Annotated in this window: 4 protein-coding genes and 1 pseudogene; 4 read left to right on the plus strand and 1 reads right to left on the minus strand. The window is 64.0% G+C overall.

Features of this window, described 5'->3' with window-relative positions:
• From ACFFAR_RS24800 to ACFFAR_RS24815, 4 genes are all read left to right on the plus strand, one after another.
• Positions 1-641, plus strand: a 641-nt coding sequence (locus ACFFAR_RS24800) for a 2Fe-2S iron-sulfur cluster-binding protein (protein ID WP_375508631.1), incomplete at its 5' end; no start/stop codon positions are given.
• 9 nt (positions 642-650) lie between these two features.
• Positions 651-1,640 carry an FAD binding domain-containing protein gene (locus ACFFAR_RS24805; protein ID WP_375508632.1) on the plus strand — a complete coding sequence of 330 codons (990 nt, stop codon included), beginning with the start codon at positions 651-653 and terminating at the stop codon, positions 1,638-1,640.
• Positions 1,637-3,865, plus strand: a complete 2,229-nt coding sequence (locus ACFFAR_RS24810; protein WP_174365006.1) for a molybdopterin cofactor-binding domain-containing protein — start codon at positions 1,637-1,639, stop codon at positions 3,863-3,865. The genes ACFFAR_RS24805 and ACFFAR_RS24810 overlap by 4 nt, the downstream gene beginning before the upstream one ends.
• 125 nt (positions 3,866-3,990) lie before the next feature.
• Positions 3,991-4,578 (plus strand): NTP transferase domain-containing protein, encoded by a 588-nt coding sequence (locus ACFFAR_RS24815; protein ID WP_174365005.1) that lies wholly within the window; start codon positions 3,991-3,993, stop codon positions 4,576-4,578.
• Positions 4,579-4,588: 10 nt separating this feature from the next.
• Here the strand turns inward: ACFFAR_RS24815 and ACFFAR_RS24820 are convergent.
• Positions 4,589-4,859: pseudogene (locus ACFFAR_RS24820) on the minus strand (glycosyltransferase family 2 protein); the annotation flags it as partial.

Raw genomic sequence — 4,859 nt, forward strand, 5'->3', positions numbered from 1 at the left:
GCCGTTTCCTGCAATCCGCTGCAGCCGCCGCAGCAGTCTCAACCGCTCCCCTGGCGCACGCCCAGCAACAACCGGTAAGCGCCGAAGCGCCCACGCCATCGACTAATCCGAGCGCCGCCGCGCCTCTGATGCCCGTGAAGCTGACAATCAATGGTCATCCTTACGAAATGCAACTCGAAGCGCGCACCACGCTGCTCGACGCGCTGCGCGAATACGCGAGCCTCACGGGAACCAAGAAAGGCTGCGACCGCGGACAATGCGGCGCGTGCACGGTGATCGCAAACGGCCGGCGCATCAACTCCTGCCTGACGCTCGCCGTCATGCACGAAGGCGAATCGATCACGACCGTCGAAGGTCTTGCAACCGCGCAGACGCTGAGCCCCATACAGGCGGCTTTCATCGAACACGATGCCTTTCAGTGCGGATTCTGTACGCCCGGGCAACTGTGCTCGGCCACGGCCTTGCTCGATGAATTCCGCGCCGGCGATGCCAGCGCCGCCACCGCCGATGTCCGCTTCCGCCCGGCCCACCTCTCCGACGATGAAATCCGCGAACGCATGAGCGGCAATATTTGTCGATGTGGCGCGTATCCAAATATTGTCTCGGCGGTCAGAACCGTCGTCGCGATCAACAAGGCCTAGGAGCGCGACATGGATGCCATTTCCTACGAACGCGCAGCCGATGTCAGCGCGGCAATCAAGGCTGCACAACAGCCGGGCGTTGCGTTTATCGGCGGCGGGACGAATCTGCTGGACCTCATGAAAGGCGGCGTCGCAAGGCCGTCGAAGCTCGTCGATATCACGCATATCGACGGACTCGGCGCCGTGACGCCGCTTCCCGATGGCGGTTTGCGTATCGGCGCGCTGGTTCGCAATAGCGACGCCGCGAACCATGCGTGGATTCGCGAGCGATATCCGCTTTTGTCGCAGGCGTTTCTTGCGGGTGCATCGGCGCAATTGCGCAACATGGCAACCGTCGGCGGCAACCTGATGCAACGCACGCGCTGTTATTACTTCTACGACACCGGTTTCCAGCAGTGCAATAAACGCGCGCCAGGCAGCGGTTGCGCAGCCCTGGAAGGCAACAATCGCATTCACGCGATTCTTGGCGCGAGCGATCAGTGCATCGCGACGAACCCCTCCGACATGAACGTGGCGCTCGCCGCGCTCGACGCCGTCGTACGCGTGAACGGTCCGCAAGGTGAACGTGCGATTCCGTTTGCGGAGTTTCATCGTTCGCCGGGTGATCATCCGGAAGTCGATACCACGCTGAAGCCGGGCGAACTGATCACATCGGTTGACTTGCCGCCGCCCTTGTTCGCCGAGCATTCGCATTATCTGAAGGTGCGCGACCGCGCGAGTTATGCGTTCGCGCTCGTCTCGGTCGCGGCCGCCTTGCAGATGGATGGCGACACCGTGAAGACGGCGCGCATCGCGTTGGGCGGCGTCGCGCATAAACCATGGCGGGCGATGACGACGGAGCAGATGCTCGTCGGCAAGACCTTGTCGCACGACACGTTGCAACGCGCCGCCGCGCTCGCCGTGCGCGACGCGAAGGGTTATCGCGAGAACGGCTTCAAGATCGAGCTGGCTCAGCGCGCGATCGTTCGCGCCGTTTCAACCGCTGGAGGTGTCGCATGAGTGTTCTCGGACAACCGCTCGATCGCACCGACGGCCTTCTGAAGGTCACCGGCGAGGCGCGTTATTCCGCCGACAACCCCGAAGCCAAGCTCGCGCATGCAGTGCTGGTAACGAGCACGATTGCGCGTGGACGGGTGCTGTCGATGGACACCGCACGCGTGCAATCCATGCCCGGCGTGCTGCTCGTGATGACGCATGAAACCGCGATGCGCCTGCCCAATGGCGGCAAGCCGGATGCATCGCCGCCGGCCGTACGCCGGTTGACCCTGCTGCAAACCGATGAAGTCCGCTACAGCAACGAGCCCGTTGCGGTCGTAGTGGCCGATACGCTTGAACGTGCAACCGATGGCGCGCGCAAGCTGCAGGCATCGATCAAGTATGAGGCCGCCACGCCCAACGCGGATTATCAGAGCGCGAAGGGTTCGGCATACAGGCCGGAAAAAATGATGGGACGGCCTATCGATACACAACGCGGCGACGTTGCCGCCGGCCTGCGCCAGGGTCCGACACGGCTCGACGTGGTCTACACCACGCCGAACGAGCACCACAATCCAATGGAACCGCACGCCACGCTGGCGCGCTGGGACGGCCCCAAGCTCACGCTCTACGATGCAACCCAGGGCGTATCCGGCGCGCGCAGCGCGGTCGCGAAGACACTGGGCATCAGCGAGGACGACGTGCGCGTGATCTGCCCGTTCGTCGGCGGCGGATTCGGCTGCAAGGGATCGGCGTGGTCGCACGTGGTGCTCGCCGCGATGGCCGCGAAGCAGACCGGCCGGCCCGTGCGGCTCGTGCTGGAACGTCCGCAAATGTTCGGCATGGTCGGCAACCGGCCGTTCACGGAACAGCACTTCCAGGTCGCCGCACGCGATGACGGCACGCTTACCGGCATGCGCCACGACGTGATATCGACGACATCCACGTTCGAGGACTGGAACGAAAGCTCCGCCATTCTCACGCGCATGTTGTACGCCACGCCGAATCAGGCAACCACGCACAAGCTCGTGAAACTCGATATCGGCACGCCGACGTTCATGCGCGCGCCGGGCGAGACGAGCGGCTCGTTCGCGCTCGAATCCGCGATGGACGAAATGGCGTACCAGTTGAACATGGACCCGCTCGCGTTGCGCCTCAAGAACTACGCCGACATGGAACCGCAGGAGAAAAAACCGTGGTCGGAGAAGTCGTTGCGCGAGTGTTACGAAAAGGGCGCCGCGAAGTTTGGGTGGTCGCGGCGCAATCCGAAACCGCGTTCCATGCAGCAAGGGAACACGTTGATCGGCTGGGGCATGGCGACCGCGACGTATCCGGCGAATCGCAGCGAGGCATCGGCGGTTGTGCGAATCTTGCCCGACGGCACGGCGATGGCGGCATCGGGCACGCAGGATCTCGGCACCGGCACGTTCACCGTGATGACGCAAGTCGCCGCCGATGCCCTCGGCTTCCCAATGGAGATGGTCACGTTCGCGCTCGGGGATTCATCGTTGCCGAAAGCGCCGGTATCGGGCGGATCGCAATCGGCGGCGAGCGTGTCGCCGGCAGTGCGTGAAGCTGCGTCTCAGGCGCGCGGCAAGTTGATCGCGATGGCCATCGCCGACTCGGGTTCGCCGCTCGCCGGCGCTTCGGCCGATGACGTGACAGTCAACAACGGCTGGGTCATCAGCCGCGCGGACCCGGCGAAACGCGATCCGGCGGCGGCGATTATCGCGAGGAACGGCGGCAAGCCGATCGAAGCGACGGCGACGGTCAAGCCCGGCGACGAGAAAAAGGAGTACGCGTTCCACTCGTTCGGCGCGGTATTTGCGGAGGTTCACGTCGATGCCGATCTCGGCACGATCCGCGTAGCACGCGTGGTGAGCGTGTACGACGTGGGCAGCCTGCTCAACGAAAAAACCGCGCACAGCCAGTTGATGGGCGGCGTGGTATGGGGCATCGGCTCGGCGCTGACCGAGAAGAGCGAACTCGATCCGCGTTACGGCCGCTACACGAACGCCAATCTCGCGGAGTACCACGTGCCGGTAAACGCTGATATCAACACGATCGATATCACCGTGCTGGGCCAGACCGATCCGCATATCAATTCGCTGGGCGTGCGGGGTATTGGCGAAATTGGCATCACGGGCGTGGCCGGCGCGATCGCAAACGCGGTGTATCACGCGACCGGCGTGCGCGTGCGCGATCTGCCGATCACGCTCGACAAGGTCATGCCCAAGACGATGGTTTGATGGCTTTTACGTTCTGAAACCGTGCGGCGTTGCAAAGCCGCACGGTTTTTTTCGTGCTTGCCGCGAGCGATCCGGCTTGTCAAAATCGACGCTTCTTTCTTTAACCCCTCGTCAGGACGCCGGCCATGAGTTATTCATCGAGCGCTACCGGCATCCTGCTTGCCGCCGGCTATGGTTCCCGCTTTGACCCGAGCGGCCTGCACAACAAGCTCCTCGCCACGCTGCCCGACGGCACGCCCGTCGTGTTCCAATCGGCGCGGCGCTTGTTGTCGGCGGTATCGAGCGTGCTTGCCGTGGTCCGGCCGGGATCGGAAAAGCTGGCTGAAGTCTTGAACGAAGCGGGCTGCAATGTGATGTTTTGCATCGATGCCGAACGCGGCATGGGCGCGACGCTCGCCGCCGCGGTGCGCGCGACGCCCGAAGCGGAAGGATGGCTTGTGACGCTTGGCGACATGCCGTGGATCGAGCCGGGAACAGTAGAGGCGGTTGCGCGGTCGCTGGACGCGGGCGCATCGATCGTGGCGCCGTTTTATCGCGGGCAGCGTGGGCATCCGGCGGGGTTTGGCGCGATGCACCTTCAAACGCTCAGCGCGCTCGATGGCGACGCCGGGGCACGCGCGCTGTTCATGTCGGAGACGGTGGAAAAGATCGATGTCGACGATGCGAATATCTTGCGCGATGTCGATGTGCCGGGGGATTTGCGGGCGCGCTGAGGCCCGTACATCAAGCCGCCAACACCCCATCCTCATCCGACGACGCCAGGAAGTACCGCCGGCTCACGTCGACCAGCGTGGCGCCGAACCCTTTGCGTGCCCTGAAGTCCGTCCGCGCGCTCGTCACCACGCGCGGCGCCGCGCTCCATGCGATCGACGCGCCATCGGCAATCAGCGCCTCGACCAGCGCCACGTCCTCGCTATGTTCCAGCGGCGCGAAACCGCCGACCCGCAAATAAGCCGCCGCCGATACCCCCATGTTCGCGCCATGGATATGCCGA

The sequence above is a fragment of the uncultured Caballeronia sp. genome (assembly GCF_964243625.1).
GTDB lineage: Bacteria > Pseudomonadota > Gammaproteobacteria > Burkholderiales > Burkholderiaceae > Caballeronia.

Excerpts from the sequence above, each read along its gene's own strand:
- ACFFAR_RS24805 (WP_375508632.1), top strand. The coding sequence starts at position 651 with ATGGATGCCATTTCCTACGAACGCGCAGCCGATGTCAGCGCGGCAATC.
- ACFFAR_RS24810 (WP_174365006.1), top strand. The coding sequence starts at position 1,637 with ATGAGTGTTCTCGGACAACCGCTCGATCGCACCGACGGCCTTCTGAAG.
- ACFFAR_RS24815 (WP_174365005.1), top strand. The coding sequence starts at position 3,991 with ATGAGTTATTCATCGAGCGCTACCGGCATCCTGCTTGCCGCCGGCTAT.